The sequence below is a fragment of the Rhodoplanes sp. genome (assembly GCF_013377085.1).
Classification (GTDB): domain Bacteria; phylum Pseudomonadota; class Alphaproteobacteria; order Rhizobiales; family Xanthobacteraceae; genus Rhodoplanes.
Genome location: NZ_JACAAX010000049.1, coordinates 1 through 15,018, shown reverse-complemented (window position 1 = coordinate 15,018; position 15,018 = coordinate 1). Strand labels below are relative to the sequence as shown.

At 68.9% G+C, this 15,018-nt stretch carries 14 protein-coding genes; 8 read left to right on the top strand and 6 right to left on the bottom strand.

The annotated features are described in order from the left end of the window. The first annotated feature begins 68 nt into the window (after window positions 1-68). Window positions 69-1,079, top strand: coding sequence for a tripartite tricarboxylate transporter substrate binding protein (locus HXX10_RS25220; RefSeq protein WP_296526049.1), 1,011 nt, complete (start codon window positions 69-71; stop codon window positions 1,077-1,079). Between the two features lie 175 nt (window positions 1,080-1,254). Here the strand turns inward: HXX10_RS25220 and HXX10_RS25215 are convergent, their stop codons facing one another. Then, the gene (locus HXX10_RS25215) at window positions 1,255-1,689 is read right to left on the bottom strand and encodes a GNAT family N-acetyltransferase (protein ID WP_296526048.1); all 435 of its coding nucleotides are present in this window, start codon (window positions 1,687-1,689) and stop codon (window positions 1,255-1,257) included. Between the two features lie 15 nt (window positions 1,690-1,704). Further along, window positions 1,705-2,259, bottom strand: coding sequence for a hypothetical protein (locus HXX10_RS25210; RefSeq protein ID WP_296526047.1), 555 nt, complete (start codon window positions 2,257-2,259; stop codon window positions 1,705-1,707). Window positions 2,260-2,769: 510 nt separating this feature from the next. Here HXX10_RS25210 and groES point away from each other — a divergent pair. After that, complete coding sequence (groES, locus tag HXX10_RS25205) at window positions 2,770-3,066, top strand: co-chaperone GroES (RefSeq protein ID WP_296526046.1); 297 nt, start codon at window positions 2,770-2,772, stop codon at window positions 3,064-3,066. Between the two features lie 101 nt (window positions 3,067-3,167). Continuing rightward, window positions 3,168-4,805 (top strand): chaperonin GroEL, encoded by a 1,638-nt coding sequence (groL, locus tag HXX10_RS25200; RefSeq protein WP_296526045.1) that lies wholly within the window; start codon window positions 3,168-3,170, stop codon window positions 4,803-4,805. Between the two features lie 87 nt (window positions 4,806-4,892). Here the strand turns inward: groL and HXX10_RS25195 are convergent, their stop codons facing one another. Beyond that, window positions 4,893-6,749: an FAD/NAD(P)-binding protein gene (locus HXX10_RS25195; protein ID WP_296526044.1), complete on the bottom strand. Its 1,857-nt coding sequence runs from the start codon at window positions 6,747-6,749 to the stop codon at window positions 4,893-4,895. Window positions 6,750-7,021: 272 nt separating this feature from the next. Between HXX10_RS25195 and HXX10_RS25190 the strand changes: the two genes are divergently transcribed. Next, on the top strand, window positions 7,022-8,080 hold the full coding sequence (locus HXX10_RS25190) for an ABC transporter substrate-binding protein (protein WP_296526042.1): 1,059 nt from the start codon (window positions 7,022-7,024) through the stop codon (window positions 8,078-8,080). Between the two features lie 153 nt (window positions 8,081-8,233). On the opposite strand, the gene HXX10_RS25185 is transcribed toward HXX10_RS25190, so the two are convergent. Next, window positions 8,234-8,734: a MarR family transcriptional regulator gene (locus HXX10_RS25185; RefSeq protein WP_296526041.1), complete on the bottom strand. Its 501-nt coding sequence runs from the start codon at window positions 8,732-8,734 to the stop codon at window positions 8,234-8,236. Window positions 8,735-8,891: 157 nt separating this feature from the next. Between HXX10_RS25185 and HXX10_RS25180 the strand changes: the two genes are divergently transcribed. From HXX10_RS25180 to HXX10_RS25170, 3 genes are all read left to right on the top strand, one after another. After that, window positions 8,892-9,761, top strand: a complete 870-nt coding sequence (locus tag HXX10_RS25180) for an ABC transporter ATP-binding protein (RefSeq protein ID WP_296526040.1) — start codon at window positions 8,892-8,894, stop codon at window positions 9,759-9,761. Beyond that, complete coding sequence (locus HXX10_RS25175; protein WP_296526039.1) at window positions 9,758-10,576, top strand: ABC transporter permease; 819 nt, start codon at window positions 9,758-9,760, stop codon at window positions 10,574-10,576. The genes HXX10_RS25180 and HXX10_RS25175 overlap by 4 nt, the downstream gene beginning before the upstream one ends. A gap of 200 nt (window positions 10,577-10,776) precedes the next feature. Continuing rightward, the gene (locus HXX10_RS25170) at window positions 10,777-11,208 is read left to right on the top strand and encodes a RidA family protein (RefSeq protein WP_296526038.1); all 432 of its coding nucleotides are present in this window, start codon (window positions 10,777-10,779) and stop codon (window positions 11,206-11,208) included. Between the two features lie 142 nt (window positions 11,209-11,350). Here the strand turns inward: HXX10_RS25170 and tcuC are convergent, their stop codons facing one another. Together tcuC and HXX10_RS25160 are read right to left on the bottom strand one after the other, a co-directional pair. After that, window positions 11,351-12,664, bottom strand: a complete 1,314-nt coding sequence (gene tcuC, locus HXX10_RS25165) for a tricarballylate/proton symporter TcuC (RefSeq protein ID WP_296526037.1) — start codon at window positions 12,662-12,664, stop codon at window positions 11,351-11,353. A gap of 70 nt (window positions 12,665-12,734) precedes the next feature. Next, the gene (locus HXX10_RS25160; protein ID WP_296526036.1) at window positions 12,735-13,811 is read right to left on the bottom strand and encodes an Ldh family oxidoreductase; all 1,077 of its coding nucleotides are present in this window, start codon (window positions 13,809-13,811) and stop codon (window positions 12,735-12,737) included. 94 nt (window positions 13,812-13,905) lie between these two features. Here HXX10_RS25160 and HXX10_RS25155 point away from each other — a divergent pair, with 94 nt between their 5' ends. Continuing rightward, on the top strand, window positions 13,906-14,811 hold the full coding sequence (locus HXX10_RS25155) for a LysR family transcriptional regulator (RefSeq protein ID WP_296526086.1): 906 nt from the start codon (window positions 13,906-13,908) through the stop codon (window positions 14,809-14,811). The last annotated feature ends 207 nt before the right edge of the window (window positions 14,812-15,018 follow it).

Sequence of the window (15,018 nt, the reverse complement as noted above, 5' to 3'; positions counted from 1 at the left end):
ACGCGCCCATGCTAGCCGTAAGGGAAAGGATCGGCACTCACAACGATCCGCAACGGGAGGACGACCTGATGACCGCTCGACGGCGCGCGCTCGCCTTCGTCTCGTCTTGCTTTGCCATCTCTTGCTTTGCCATCGCCCTGCTCGCCCTCGCGTCGGCCCCGCCCGCCGTCGCGCAGGACTATCCGTCCCGGCCGGTGCGGCTGATCGTGCCGTTCGGGGCCGGCGGCCCGGCCGACGTGTTCGCCCGGGTGCTGGCGCAGCATCTCTCGGAGTCGCTCAAGCAGTCCTTCGTGGTGGAGAACCGGCCCGGCGCCGGCGCCATCATCGGCACCGAGGTGGTGGCGAAGTCGCCGGCCGACGGCTACACGCTGCTGATCATGTCGAACACCCAGACGACCAACGAGTCGCTGGTGCCGAACAAGCCGTTCGAGCTGATGCGCGACTTCGTCGCGGTGTCGCCGATCAACTCGTCCGACCTCTTGATGGTGGTCAACAACGCCGTGCCGGCCAAGACGCTGGGCGAGTTCATCGCACTCGCCAAGGCGCAGCCGGGCGGGCTCAACTACGCCTCGTCGGGCAACGGCACGCCGTATCACATGGCCGGCGAGCTGTTCAAGGCGATGACCGGCACCACCATCGTCCACGTGCCGCACAAGGCCTCGGGCGAGGCCCGCAATGCCGTGTTGGGCGGCCATGTGCAGATGATGTTCGACGCCATCACGACCATGCGCAGCAATGCCGAGGCCGGCCAGGTGCGCGCGCTCGCCACCACCGGCGCGGTCCGCTCGACCCTGATGCCGGACGTGCCGACGCTCGCCGAGGCCGGCGTGCCCGGCTACGAGGCGACGATCTGGATCGGCCTGATGGCGCCGGCCGGCACGCCCCCCGCGATCGTCGAGAAGCTCAACGGCGCGGTGCGGGCCGTGATCGCGAGGACGGACGTGCGCGAGGCCTGGAGCCGCCAGGGCGCCGTGCCGATGGACATGACGCCGGCCCAGTTCGACGCGTATCTGCGCGCCGACATCGAGAAATGGGCCAAGATCGTCAAGCTGTCCGGCACCGGCGCCAAGACGGATTGAGGCCGAAAACCTCAAAGCGAACTCCTCGGTCGTGCTCCGCGAAGGCGGAGCACCCAGTACGCCGCAGCGATCCGAGTGAAACAAAGTCGTCCGATGGATACTGGGTCGTCCGCCTGCGCGGACGAAGACGATCGAGATTCCGTGCTCGGGTGCGGCTCGCGGCCGGCCGCCGCCCTCACCCGACCTGCTTGGCCATGACCAGGTCGGTGCCGGCCGGCAGGCTCGCGGCGATCGCGACCGGGATCGCGTCGGGCCGGGACGGCACATAGCCCTGCTCGGCGAAGAAGGCCGCCTCGCCGCCGACCACGACATAGAGGGTGCGGCAGCCGAGCGCGACCGTCTCGCCCTCCAGCGCCGTCGCGATGGCACCGCCGAGGCCGCGATGGCGCAGCACCGGCAGCGTGACGATGCGCAAGAGGCCGTCGTCGCCATGCACCTCGATGCCGCCGAAGCCGACCGGCACGTCGTTCTCCTCGAAGCGCCAGAACCAGCGGCCCGGCGCATCGATGTCGTCATGCGGCAGGCCGGCGCGCTCGAGCGCGCGCCGCAGGCCTTCACGCTCGAACGGCGCGAGCGGCAGCCAGAGAAGCTTTGGATGTCCCGCCGTCATGCGGGCCTCGCCATATCAGCGTGGCGCCGCGGGAGCCGGCGCCGGACGCGGGCCGCGCGACGCGGTGGTGCCCTCGGCGCCGCAACGCACCAGCACCATGGTACCGTAGCGACCGGCGACCTCGGGGTCGACCCATCTCAGCACCAGCACGCGGCCGTCGAAGGAGACCACCTCGCGGTCGTCGGCGTCGCCGGACTGCGGGTTCGGGCCGATATAGGTCTTGCCCTCGGCACTGCCCTTGAGGAGCATGTCCTGCATCTGCGGGTTGTCGTGGCCGTACATGGCGACGCCGACCGAGCTGCGGTTGATGACGAAGGGCAGCTTGCACTGGCCGCGGGCGGAGGCCTCGGTGCGGGCGCGGTCCTCCGGCCGGTGATAGGCGGCCATGCCCCAACGGCCGACGATGTCCTCGGGCCGGATGTTGGACGGCGGCGCCGCCGCCATCGGGGCGGGCTCGGGAGCCGTGCCACCACCGGAGAATGACGGGAGACTGCTCGCGCATCCGGCGAGGGAGGCGAGTGCGGTGGCGGCCGTCATCATACGCGCGGCGCCCCGGAACAAACCGACCATGACGATCTCCGACATCAATGTCCCACTGTGATGGGCGGAAGGCATTGGCGCAAGCGGGAGTTTTACCGCGTCCCGACACCGAATGGCTCGGCCGTGTCGTCGATCTTGCGGTCTATGATGAACGCCGCATCGGGCTCTCCGAGATGGGCAATTCGATGACGCGGTGGCCGGCCCGGCCGGTGGGAGCCGACCGCGGGCGGTTCGGTCGGTTGCGCCACGCGCCCTGCCCGGCTAAGCCTTGGCCGCGACGCGAGCCGCCGCGGCGGCTCCCCCTGCCGGCGGGACGCCGCGGGCCGGCGAGCTTCGGGCTCGGCCCCGACCGGGCGGAATGCCCATTAACCGCGCTTATCCGACCCCGGCCCGGCGCGGGTCCGGCGCCTTGACAGCCCCGGCTCCAGACCCTATCTCCCGGCCAGCGCTGGCACTCGCGAGGTCCGAGTGCCAAGCCTTCAAGCCCAGGTTTTCAATCGAACCCCAGCCACCCCCAGTGGCGACGAGGATACACAGTCCATGGCGAAGACCACGTTCCGCCCGCTGCACGACCGGGTCGTCGTGAAGCGTATCGAGGCCGAGGAGAAGACTGCCGGCGGCATCATCATCCCGGACAGCGCCAAGGAGAAGCCGAGCCAGGGCGAGATCATCGCCGTCGGCCCGGGCGGCCGCGACGAGGCCGGCAAGCTGATCCCGCTCGACCTGAAGGTCGGCGACAAGGTGCTGTTCGGCAAGTGGTCGGGCACCGAGGTGAAGCTCGACGGCGTGGACCTCCTGATCATGAAGGAGTCCGACATCATGGGCGTGGTCGGCTGATCCACCGCCTGTCCCCTCGTCGTCCGTGACCGCGGGCGCGCACCTGCGCTGCCCCGCCCGGACGACGACCCCCCGACTGAAACGATTTCGGAGCAAGCAACATGGCTGCCAAGGACGTTCGCTTTTCCACCGACGCGCGCGACAAGATGCTGCGCGGCGTCGACCTGCTCGCCAATGCCGTCAAGGTGACGCTCGGCCCCAAGGGCCGCAACGTCGTCATCGAGAAGAGCTTCGGCGCTCCCCGGATCACCAAGGACGGCGTCACCGTCGCCAAGGAGATCGAGCTCGAGGACAAGTTCGAGAACATGGGCGCCCAGATGGTGCGCGAGGTCGCCCAGAAGACCAACGACCTCGCCGGTGACGGCACCACCACGGCGACCGTGCTGGCCCAGGCGATCGTCCGCGAGGGCGCCAAGTCGGTGGCCGCCGGCATGAACCCGATGGACCTCAAGCGCGGCATCGAGATCGCCGTCGCGGCGGTGGTGAAGGACATCGAGAAGCGCGCCAAGAAGGTCGGCTCGTCGGCCGAGGTCGCGCAGGTCGGCACCATCTCGGCGAACGGCGACAAGGCCGTCGGCGAGATGATCGCCGGCGCCATGCAGAAGGTCGGCAACGAGGGCGTCATCACGGTCGAGGAGGCCAAGGCGCTCGAGACCGAGCTCGAGGTCGTCGAGGGCATGCAGTTCGACCGCGGCTATCTGTCGCCGTACTTCATCACCAATGCCGAGAAGATGACGGCCGAGCTCGAGGACGCCTACGTCCTCCTGCACGAGAAGAAGCTGTCGGGCCTGCAGGCCATGCTGCCGGTGCTCGAGTCGGTGGTGCAGTCGGGCAAGCCGCTGGTCATCATCGCCGAGGACGTCGAGGGCGAGGCGCTGGCCACGCTGGTCGTCAACAAGCTGCGCGGCGGCCTCAAGGTCGCGGCCGTGAAGGCGCCGGGCTTCGGCGATCGCCGCAAGGCGATGCTCGAGGACATCGCCACCCTGACGGGCGGCCAGGTGATCTCCGAGGACCTCGGCATCAAGCTCGAGAACGTCACCATCCAGATGCTCGGCCGCGCCAAGAAGGTGCTGATCGAGAAGGAGAAGACCACGATCGTCGACGGCGCCGGCAAGAAGGACGACATCGTCGCCCGGGTCGGCCAGATCAAGGCGCAGATCGAGGAGACCACCTCGGACTACGACCGTGAGAAGCTGCAGGAGCGCCTCGCCAAGCTCGCCGGCGGCGTCGCGGTGATCCGCGTCGGCGGCGCCACCGAGATCGAGGTGAAGGAGAAGAAGGACCGCGTCGAGGACGCCCTCAACGCGACCCGCGCGGCCGTCGAGGAAGGCATCGTCCCGGGCGGCGGCGTCGCGCTGCTGCGCGCCAAGGGCTCGGTCGGCAAGATCAAGCACGACAATCCCGACGTCCAGGCCGGCATCAACATCGTGCTGAAGGCGCTCGAGGCCCCGATCCGGCAGATCGTCGAGAACGCCGGCGTCGAAGGCTCGATCGTGGTCGGCAAGATCCTCGAGAACAAGTCGGAGACCTACGGCTTCGACGCCCAGAGCGAGAAGTATGTCGACCTCGTCGAGGCCGGCATCATCGACCCGGCCAAGGTCGTCCGGGCGGCCCTGCAGGACGCGGCCTCGATCGCCGGCCTGCTGGTGACCACCGAGGCGATGGTCGCCGAGCTGCCGAAGGACAAGCCGGCCCCGGCGATGCCGCACGGCGGCGGCATGGGCGGCATGGACTTCTGATCCAGGTCGACTGATCCAAGCCGGCTGATCCAAGTCGGACATCGAGACGAAGGGGCTGCCGAAGGGCGGCCCCTTTTTTGCGGTCGTTCACCCGATCAGCTCGCGCACGGCGCGGGCCGCCTGATCGATCGCCGTGTGGGCATAGGCGTCGCCGCCGGCATCGGAGTTGGCGATCGCCACCCGGCCGGCGGGTTTTCGCGCACGGGCGAGCAGCGCCCGGTGGCCTTTGTCGAACAGCGTGCTCGCCGTGTAGGCATAGCCGTGCGACCAGCGGTTCACCGTGATGCCGGCAATGTCGCGTCCGCAGGAAAAGCCGCCGGGGCCGAGCATGCGGTCGAGCTCGTCGCGGATGCGCTCCTCGAAATCCGCGAAGGTGGCGTCGAGCAGCGTCGCCCGGCCGATGCGGAACTGCTCGCGCGCATCGAGGCCGCTGTTCGGCGCGCCCGGCACGTGGACCAGATGCAGGCCGATCGGCTCGTCGGGCCCGCGCGAAAAACCGTAGCCGCCCATCGAGACCGGATAGTCGAGCTTGACCCGGCAGTGAAACGACATCGGCGCGGCGATCTCGTGGACGCCGAGCGCCACCCACGGGCGCCAGTCGCGCACCGCCACCTTGGTGTAGACGAGCGGCGCCCGGACGCCGGCGGCAAGCGCAAGGCGCTGCGCGGCCGGCAACTCTGGCATCAGATGCGGCACCATCGCGCTGAAGCAGGCGAGCACGACGTTTGCGGCGGCGACGCGCTCGGTTCGGCCGTCTCGCACATAGGCGATGTCGACGCCTGCGCCGGCGTTGCGGACATGCACGCAGGTCGAGTCGAGCCGGATGCGCACAAGACTGCCGTCGCGGTCGAGCGCCGTGTAGTCGACCGGCGCAAGCACGATGTCGTCCATGCTGCGGCCCGGGATCGCGGCCGGCACCAGCGAGCGCACCAGGAGGCGCGCCAGCGACGCGTTGCCGTCCGGAAAATGATGGATGTAGGGCTCCGCATCGGCCGCGCCCGACCTGCCCAGGCCGAGCTTGGCGAAGCCCGGATAGCCGGCCTTACGCGCGTCGTCGGCCGACACCGCGTCGCAGCCGAGCGCGAAATAATCGAGCGTGCGGCCTTGGAAGCAGTTCGCCGCCTCCTCGCTGCAGCCGCAGATGCGGATCAGCCAGTCGCGATAGCTGGTGGCGGCCAGAATGGCGCGCTTCTCGGCCCGCGACTTGCCGGCGAGCGGATCGACCGCCTGCTCGTAGAGAGCAACGAGCTGCGCCCGGCTCGGCTCCGAGATCGGGAAGCCGGCGACGAAGTCGCGCACGGATTTGGCGTTGAGCAGGCCGGGGCCGAGATCGTCGGCGACCGTCATGGTCGGGTCGCCCGCCACCAGCACGTCGCGCCCGAACTTTTCGCGCGGGAAGAAGACGCCGCGGGAGAGGCCGCGGGACGGATAGAAGCGGCGATCGAACGTGGTCTTGAATCGATCGAGGTCGATGCCGAGCGCCGTGACGAGGCCCATCGCGGCAGGGCTGAACATGGTGTGCGGCGACTGCAGCGACTCGCTGCCGCCATAGCCGAGGATCAGCCGGTCGCCGACCCGGAGCTCGTTGCGCTTGGCGTGCCCGCCGAAATCGTCGTGATTGTCGATGACGAGAATTTTTTGCCGCCGCCCGGCCTCCCGGCGCCAGAACCAGGCGGCGGCGAGCCCGCTGATTCCGGCGCCGACGACGACGAGATCGTAGCGCTCCGACACCGCCACGCCGGCGAGATCGACGCTGTGCCCCTCGCGCAGGGCGTGCGCGACCTCGAACGAGCCCGCATGATGACCGCGCAAGCCGCCGAGCGCCGGCGGATCGCGCGCTGCCGCACCAGCCGCCGCCCGCGCCTGCGTCGCCGGCGCCAGCCCGGCGGCGATCGCCAGGGCGACGCCGTCGAGAAAATCGCGTCGCGAGATGTCGTGCGCCAAGCGGCCCGCTCTCCCATACCCACGTGCATCGCCACCTGCATCTTGGCGTGCATCGCCGCCCGTTTCTCGTAGCAATACGGGGCCGTGCCGTCGATCCCGGGACCCGGCCCGGGGCTCGCCGCGGGGCTGGCACCACCGGATGGGCACCCGCGTCGACCCGCCACTTGCGCCCTCGGCGACACGTGGTGCACATTTCATACAACGCATGCACTCATCCCGCGGCATCGGTCTTGCATTTGCTCGGTGCCCACAGTCCCACCCCCGGAGGCGCCATGCCCTTCTCTCCCGATCGCCGACGCTTCGTGTCCACGGCCGCCGCGGCCGGCCTCGCCGTCTCGCTGCCGCGGAGTGTTTTCGCCCAAGAGCCGCGTGTAAAACTCCGGCTCGGCATCGTGCCGCTGATCTCGTCGGGGCCGATCTTCCTGGCGCAGGCGAAGGGCTTCTTCGACAAGGTCGGGCTCGACGTCGAGCTGCGCATCTTCAACGACGGCGTGCTGGCGATGCCGGCGCTGGTCGCCGGCGAGATCGACGCGACCGTCGCGACGCTCAATGCCGGCCTGTTCAACACCGTGTCGAAGGGCGCGCCGTTCAAGCTGATCCTCGACCGCGGCTCGGAGAAGCCCGGCTCCGGCTCGATGACCATCGCGGCGTCGAACGACATGGTGAAGGCCGGGATGACGTCGCCCGACAAGATGGGCCTCTTGAAGGGCAAGCGCATCGCCATCCAGGCGCCGGGCGGCATCGACCAGTATCTGCTCGGGCTCGGCGTGCAGCGCGCCGGCCTCGACCCCAGGACCGACGTCGAGTGGTCGACCGGCCTCGCCTATCCGGACATCGTCAAGGCGATGGGCGCCGGCCAGGCCGACGCCGCCAATATTCCGGTGCCGCTCGGCTTCCTGGTCGAGAAGAACAATTTCGGCAAGCTGGTGTTCTCCGGATACGACATCGAGCCCAATACCCAGCTCGGCTGCTGGGCGATGTCGCAAAGGTTCCTGCAGGCCAACAAGTCGGCGGCGGTGCGCTTCGCCATGGTGCACACCCATGCGGGCCGGCTCTACAACAAGGCCGCCGCGGCAAAGGACCCCGACGTGATCAGGATCATCTCGGAGGCGACAAAAGTGCCGCCCGCCCTGATCGAGATGGCGGCGCCGCGCTGGACCTGGTTCAACGAGGACGGCATGCCGAACATCGACTCCTGCATGGCGCAGGGGAAGTTCTGGACCGACCCGATGAAGCTGGTCAGCGGCAGCGTCACCAAGGAGCAGCTCTTCGACCTGTCACCGGCCGTCGAGGCGAACGCCGCGCTCGCCAAGGCGAACCCGTTCGGGTGAGCCGATCAGACGAGCCTTAGTGTGCTGGTCGTTCCGGGGCGGCGCGACAGCGCCGAACCCGGAATCCAGCGACGCCTTCGGAGTACGCGGCTGGACTCCCGGTTCGCACCTTCGGTGCGCCCCGAAGTGACCGAGGATGTGCATACGCCGCCCTCACTCCCGCTCGCCGCTCTCCCTCTCCACCTCGAACGAGCGCAACAGCTTCCGCAGCAGACGGGCGAGCGTCTCCTGCTCGGCCCGGCTGAGCTGATCGGCGATGCGCCGCGACTGTGCCGAGTGCTCGGTCATGGCCTTCTCGGCCAGGTTCTCGCCGCGCCGGGTCAGCGCCACGCGGGTGGCGCGCTTGTCGTCGGGGTCGGGGCGGCGCACGGCGAGGCCGAGCTTTTCCACCCGGTCGATGCGGTTGGTCATAGCACCGGAGGACAGGAGGCAGGCGTCGGTGAGCGCGGTCGGCCGCAGGCCGTCGCTGTTTCCGGCGCGCTGCAGCGTGACGATCAGGTCGAAGACGTCCCAGGTCAGCCCGAACGGCCGCAGCCAGTCGTCGACGGCCTCCCGCAGATGCGAGGAGAGCCTGAGAATCCGCCCGAGCGTCGCCAGATAATGCACGTCGATGTCGGGCCGCGCCGCGCCCCACTCGACGATGAATCGATCCATGGCGTCTGCATCGGATTTGCGCACCGGCCGCACTCTCATTTATCTTGACATGAAGATAATATCGCCTCAGGCTTTTGCATAACAGGAGATCGGCCGGCTGCAAAGCCGGGCGCGATCGTCGACACCGGTTCCGGAGATGGACGCGACGATGTCATCCGTGTCGTCAGCAACGGCGTCCTCGGCAGCGGCCTCGTCGGCCGCGACCACCATCGTGGTCGAGGAGATCGGCCTCACCTTCCCATCGAAGAGCGGCGAGGCCACGGTGGCGCTCGCCGAGGTGAGCTGCAGGTTCGCCCCCGGCAAGGTGACGGCGATCATCGGCCCGAGCGGCTGCGGCAAGAGCACGCTGCTGCAGATCGTCCGCGGCTTTCTCACCCCGACGCGCGGAAAACTGCGCTTCGTCGCACCGGGTGCGAGCACCGACGCGAACGCCGAGGCCGCAGCCGCTCTCGGCAAGCCGCCCCACATGGCCACCGTCTGGCAGGCCTTCAACCTGTTTCCGTGGCGCACCATTCTCGACAATGCCGCCTTCGGGCTCGAGGTCGCCGGCGTGCCGAAGGCCGAGCGCGTCGCACGCGCCAAGAAGGCGCTCGCCGCGGTCGATCTCACCGGGTTCGAGCAGAAATTTCCGCGCCAGCTTTCCGGCGGCATGCGCCAGCGCGTCGGCATCGCCCGCGCTTTGGTGATGGAGCCCGAGGTGCTGCTGCTCGACGAGCCGTTCGGCGCGCTCGACGCGCAGACCCGCCTGGTGCTGCAGGAGCAGCTCGCCGCGCTGGTCGAAACCTCGGGTACCACCGCCATCCTGGTCACGCATTCGATCGAGGAGGCCGTGCTGCTCGCCGACACCATTCTCGTCATGACGGCGCGGCCCGGCCGCATCGCCGCCGAGATCGTCAACGACCTGCCGCATCCACGCAGCATGGCGACGACGCGCGACCCGCGCTTCGCCGCGCTGTTCGACCGCATCTACGGTCTGTTGCGCCAGGAGGTGATCCGCGCCATGGCGACCGAAGGAGCCGACGCGTGAGACCCGACGCCCCGATCGCGACGCCGGCTGCCGCCTCCGCGCCGAGCGCCGGCCTGCTGGTGCGCCTCGGAGAGCCGAAGACGCTCGGCTGGATCGCGGTCGCGGCCGTGCTGCTCGTCTGGGAGCTCGCCGTCATCGTCCTGGAGCTCAACCCGATCTACCTGCCGCAGCCGAGCCGCATCGTCGTCGCGCTCGTCGAGATGTTCAGCAGCGGCGGTCTCACCAAGGATCTGATCGCGACGCTGACGCGAATCTTCGGCGGCTTCTTCATCGCGCTCGGCTTCGGGGTGGCGCTCGGCGTGTGGATGGCGACGTCGGAGCGGGTGCGGGCCATTGCCGACAATTTCATCGCCGCGCTCTATCCGCTGCCCAAGGTGACGCTGATCCCGCTCCTGATCATCTGGCTCGGCACCGGCGGCCCGTTCATGCTCACCATCAGCATGCTGGGGGCGTTCTTCCCCGTCGTGATCAACACGGTGCTGGGCATCAGCCAGTGCGACCAGGGTCTGGTGCTGGCGGCGCGCGACCTCGGCGCGAGCCGGCGCCAGATCATCCGCATGGTGCTGCTGCCGAGCGCCATCCCGTCGATCTTCGCCGGCATCAGGCTCGGGCTCGGCGTCTCGATCATCCTGGTGGTGGCCGCCGAGATGGTGGTCGGCAAGGTCGGGCTGGGCGCCCGCCTCTATCTCGCCGGCCAGGTGCTGGAGACCGAGCAGGTGTTCGCCGTGCTGATCGTGCTGGCGACGCTCGGCATCGTGGTGACAAAGTTCCAGGATGCCATCGACATCCGCCTCGGCCACTGGCGCGTCAACTAGAGCCTCGCCGGACGCATGAAACGAGTCCTCCTTCCGCTCGTCCCCGCGCAGGCGGGGACCCAGGGGCGACACGGCAGAGAAACCCTGGATTCCCGCTTTCGCGGGAATGAGCGGAATGTGGAGCCGACGCGACCAAAGACATTTCGACCCTGAGGTCCTTTTTTCTCACGTCATCACCAGCAACGCACCGGAGACGTCCCATGACCTTCGAGCTGAAGTCGATCCATCCCGATCCGTCGCAGGCCCACAAGATGCCGTATGCGCCGGCCGTGCACATCGTCGGCGCCTGCGACCTGATGTTCATCTCGGGCGCCACCGCCTCCCCCCTCTATCACCATCATCCGCATCACGACGACGAGCACGTCCATCCGCACTCGATCGAGCAGCAGACCAAGAACGCCATGGAGGCGATCAAGTCGATCCTCGACCATGTCGGCGCGAGCTGGAAGGACGTGGTGAAGGTCACGAAATACCTGACCGACATCCGCGACGGCGACGGTATGCACAAGACCATGCGGGCCTATTTCGGCGACTGGGCGCCGGCCAGCACCATGGTGTGCATCAACCAGCTCTCCTCCCCGGGCGCCCGGGTCGAGCTCGACATGATCGTGGCGCTGCCGAAGAAGGGGTGACCGACACGGTCGCGCGCGACCTGCTGTCCGTCTCGTCCGGAGGAGCGCTCCACGGGAGCGCGTCTCGACCCGTATGCCCCGCCGGCCGCCGCCCCCCGCGCTCGTAACGCGGGGGGGACCGCCAGCGTGCGTCGTGACGAGGTCAGTGCAGCGGCGCGACCTGGGCGTCGGCGACCGTCCTCTTGTCCATTGCCAACGCGGCGGCGAGGCCGATGAGTGCATTGAAGGCGAGCCACGCGCCGACCATGGCGTTGTTGTCGAACGTGTGGGTCAGCCAGGCCAGGATCGCCGGGGTGAAGCCGCCGAACAGCGCCGCGGCCACGGCCTGGGCGAAGGAGTAGCCGGACGTTCGCGCCGCCGCCGGAACCAGCTCCACCATGGTGGCGACCTGCACCGAGCTGTAGGCCGCATACATGAACGAGAACCACAGCTCGAACACGGCGAACTTGAACACACTCGGCGACGCCGCCAGCCAGGCCAGCAGCGGATAGGCCGTGATCGCCGCCGTGAGGGTGACGACGATCAGCATGGTCCGGCGGTTCACCCGGTCGGCCACCATGGCACAGACCGGCAGGCAGACCAGCGTGGTGAGGCCGACGAAGAACAGCGTGACGAAACCGGCGAGCGCGCCGAGATTGAGACTGGCGATGTAGGTCGGCGCGTAGGTCTGGATGGTCTGCGACGTCACGGTGGCGAACGTGACGGTGCTCATGCAGAGCAGGATCGTCCGCCAGCCGGTGACCAGGCTCTTCAGGATTTCGCCGAAGCGCGGCGTGGTCTTCTTGCGGGCGAACACCGACGTCTCGGCGAGGCTCGCGCGCAGCCAAAACATCACCGGCATCACGGCGCAGCCGATCAGCAGCGGAACGCGCCAGCCCCAACCCTGGATCTCGGCCGGGGTCAGGGACTGCAGCATCACGATGCCGACGATGGAGGCGGCCATCACGGCGAACTGCTGGCTGCCCACCTGCCAGCAGGTATAGAAGGCGCGCTTGTTCGGCGGCGCGATCTCGGCGAGATAGACCACGACGCCGCCGAGCTCGGCCCCGGCCGAGAAGCCCTGCAGCAGGCGGCCGAGCATCACGATCAGCGGGGCCGCGAGGCCGATACTCGCGTAGGACGGCGTGCAGGTGACGGCCAGGATGCCGATCGACATCAAACTCAGCGACAGGACCAGCCCGTTCCGCCGCCCGTGCCGGTCCGTGTAGGAGCCCAGCACGATGGCGCCGATCGGCCGCGCCAGGAACCCGATGGCGAAGGTCATCAGGGCCAGCATCAGCGAGACATGCTCGTCGGAGGTCGGGAAATAGGCCTGCCCGATGTAGCGGGCGTAATAGCCGTAGATCATGAAGTCGTAGATCTCGAGCGCATTGCCGGCGCCGACCTGCACGATCGGCTTGATGGCGAATTTTCGCGGGGCGGCGGCGAGCGGGATCGTGCTGACGGCCTCCGACATGAGCCTTTCCTCCTGGCTGCGTTCTTGTTCGTAGCGGGACGGCAGAGCCGCGGCGCGGCTTAAAAAAAGATCAGGCGAGGAGCGTGGCATCGACCCCGAGACGCCCGCCCCAGTCGAGAAGGCTCGCGCGCGTCTCCTGCGAGACCGGCACGCCCTCGGCGCGGCACCGGGCGATGTTCCGCGCGGCCTGGTCGCCGGGGAGTCGCACCGGATTCGCCGGATCGATCGGCGCATTGGCGCGGCACTGGTCGGCGAAGAAGCCCATCTGGGCCGCGAAGGCATCGCGTCCGGCGAACGCCTCGGGGTCGAGAAGCTGGAGATAGACGTTCGCGCCCCACCGGTTCGGCGCATCCATCCGCCCGTGCCCGGACAGCCCCTGGGTCAGCGCCTCAACCATCAGCGCGAGGCCGAACCCTTTGTGGCCGGCCTCTGCCCCGCCCAGCAGCATCAGGGTGCCGCGGTCCTCGGCGCGCTCCACCAGCGACGGGTCGCGGGACGGCTGCCCGCCGCTGTCGAGCACCCAAGGGTGGTCGAACAGCTCGCCTGCCGCCGTCTTTTCGCGCGTCATCGAGACGGTGGTGAGCGAGGCGGAGATGTCCACCAGCACCGGGCTGCGGCCCGCCGGAAAGCCGATGGCGAGAGGGTCGGGGCTGAACAGCCCCTCCCGGCCGCCGTACGGCGCCACCGACTTTGTATGCGGACCCGACGAGGCGATGATCGCGACATAGCCGCGGTCGGTCGCCTCCTTGGCATAGGCGGCGAGGCAGCCGATGTGGTGGCTGCGCCGCATCGCCAGGGTGAACACCCGGTGCTCCGGCAGGCGCGCGAAGCCGAGCTGCAGGGCCTGGTCCATCAGCCAGGGGCCGGGCAGGTAATTGCCGTCCCAGACGACCGTCGCGCCGCCGTCCCGCACCCGATCGGGAGCCCCGGTCTTGGTCATCCCGCCGTCGACGAGCTGGCGCAGATAGGCGCCGCACTGGGCGAGGCCGTGGGTGTGGCGGCCCATCATGTCGGTCAGCAGCAGAAAGCGCCCGACGCTGTCCGCCTTGTCGGCGTCCAGCCCTGTCGCGGCGAACAGGGCCGCAGCGAACCGCCCCAGATCCTCGGAGGGAAAGCGAGCCATGGTGGCGAGCCAGTGGACGTTCATACCGTGTCTCCCGGCCAGGACTGTCGTTGTCTACGCCCGACAGTTGCAACCCGTCCAAGTTTGAAACGGCATCGTTCGATGCTATTTGAGTATCATGATCACGTTGGGGCAGATGCGGTGCTTTGCCGCCGTGGCGCAGGAGCTGAACTTCCGCCGCGCCGCGCGACGGCTGAACATGACGCAACCGCCGCTCAGCCGGCAGGTCCAGGCGCTGGAACACGAGGTCGGCGCCGCGCTTCTCGACCGCACCGGCAGGGCCGTGAAGCTCACGCCCGCCGGGCAGGTTTTCGCGCGCTCGGCGCTGCGCATCCTGCACGAGGCGTCGGAGGCGGTGCGGGAGGCCCAGCGCATCGCCCGAGGTGACGCGGGCGCGCTGACCATCGGGTTCACGGCCGCGTCGAGCTACGTGTTCCTGCCGCGCCTCGTCGCGCTGGCGCGCGAGAAGCTGCCGGGCCTCGCCCTGACGCTGCGCGAGCTGACGACGCCGGAGCAGTTGGAAGCGCTCGAGTCGGGCCATATCGATGCGGGCTTCATGCGGCCGGTAACGCATCGGGCGGGCCTGCGCACGATCCGGGTTTTTCGCGAGGCCCTGGTGCTCGCGCTCCCGGCGGCGCACCGGCTGGCGGCGCAGCCGCAGGTCGGGCTGCACGACATCGGCGGCGAGACGCTGATCACCTACCCGCCGGTCGAAGGCCCCTATTTCCACAATCTCGTCTTCGGGCTTCTGAACGTGGCCGGCGTCATCCCGGGCGGCGTGCAGCACGTCACCCAGACGCATTCGATCCTGGCGCTGGTGAGCGGCGGCTTGGGAGTGGCGCTGGTTCCGCAATCGGCCGCGCACTGCCTGCCGGCCGGTGTCGTTCTGCGGCCGCTGAGCGGGACCGAGGAGCCCCGCTGCGACCTCGTCCTCGGCTGGCCGGCGACGACCGAGCAGGCCGCCTGCGAGGCCCTGGTGAGCCTCGTGTCGGATCACGCCGAAGTTCTTCAGGCGCCGCCGTGAGGCCGAACCATCAAGGCCGCGCACTCACCCGAGGCTCTGAACCGACTGTCTCATCAGGCCTGCACCGGCTCTTTCCTCGTGGTAATGAGCGATCGGCAGGATCGCGTTACGGCCGTGGCCACCCTCACCCTGAGATGCGGCCTGCGGCCGCTTCTCAGAGCCTGACTCGAAATTCGTCCTTTATCGACAGGGCCTGGCGAGGCGGCG

Excerpts from the sequence above, each read along its gene's own strand:
- HXX10_RS25220 (WP_296526049.1), top strand. The coding sequence starts at position 69 with ATGACCGCTCGACGGCGCGCGCTCGCCTTCGTCTCGTCTTGCTTTGCC.
- HXX10_RS25215 (WP_296526048.1), bottom strand. The coding sequence starts at position 1,689 with ATGACGGCGGGACATCCAAAGCTTCTCTGGCTGCCGCTCGCGCCGTTC.
- HXX10_RS25210 (WP_296526047.1), bottom strand. The coding sequence starts at position 2,259 with ATGGTCGGTTTGTTCCGGGGCGCCGCGCGTATGATGACGGCCGCCACC.
- groES (WP_296526046.1), top strand. The coding sequence starts at position 2,770 with ATGGCGAAGACCACGTTCCGCCCGCTGCACGACCGGGTCGTCGTGAAG.
- groL (WP_296526045.1), top strand. The coding sequence starts at position 3,168 with ATGGCTGCCAAGGACGTTCGCTTTTCCACCGACGCGCGCGACAAGATG.
- HXX10_RS25190 (WP_296526042.1), top strand. The coding sequence starts at position 7,022 with ATGCCCTTCTCTCCCGATCGCCGACGCTTCGTGTCCACGGCCGCCGCG.
- HXX10_RS25185 (WP_296526041.1), bottom strand. The coding sequence starts at position 8,734 with ATGGATCGATTCATCGTCGAGTGGGGCGCGGCGCGGCCCGACATCGAC.
- HXX10_RS25170 (WP_296526038.1), top strand. The coding sequence starts at position 10,777 with ATGACCTTCGAGCTGAAGTCGATCCATCCCGATCCGTCGCAGGCCCAC.
- tcuC (WP_296526037.1), bottom strand. The coding sequence starts at position 12,664 with ATGTCGGAGGCCGTCAGCACGATCCCGCTCGCCGCCGCCCCGCGAAAA.
- HXX10_RS25160 (WP_296526036.1), bottom strand. The coding sequence starts at position 13,811 with ATGAACGTCCACTGGCTCGCCACCATGGCTCGCTTTCCCTCCGAGGAT.
- HXX10_RS25155 (WP_296526086.1), top strand. The coding sequence starts at position 13,906 with ATGATCACGTTGGGGCAGATGCGGTGCTTTGCCGCCGTGGCGCAGGAG.